The sequence below is a fragment of the Rhizobium sp. Rhizsp42 genome (genome assembly GCF_047304155.1).
Lineage (GTDB): Bacteria > Pseudomonadota > Alphaproteobacteria > Rhizobiales > Rhizobiaceae > Rhizobium.
On record NZ_JBGLYS010000146.1, the window covers coordinates 1 to 273 of the forward strand.

The following is a 273-nucleotide window of genomic DNA, read 5'->3' on the forward strand; positions in this document are numbered from 1 at the left end:
GTCCCAGGGGCGTGACATCGTCGACTATCTGGGAGTTGGGGCCCTGCATGGTACTGGAACCAAACCTGAGGCTGGGGAGCTCGGCCTGGCTGAGATTCGTGATGTCGTCAACGCCAGCCCGTGGCCGGTGTGCGTCATCGGTGGGGTGAGCGCATCCGATGCTCAAGACGTAGCCCGGGTGGGATGTGACGGCCTGAGCGTCGTCTCGGCGATTTGCCGGAGTACCGACCCCAAGTCCAGTGCACGGGAACTTGCGGAGGCGTGGCGTACGGC

1 protein-coding gene is annotated in these 273 nt (G+C 64.8%); it reads left to right on the top strand.

Annotation, left to right across the window (positions count from 1 at the left end):
• Positions 1 to 16 precede the first annotated feature (16 nt).
• The coding region (locus ACCD05_RS31885; protein WP_413397683.1) for a thiamine phosphate synthase at positions 17 to 273 on the top strand (257 nt) is incomplete at its 3' end.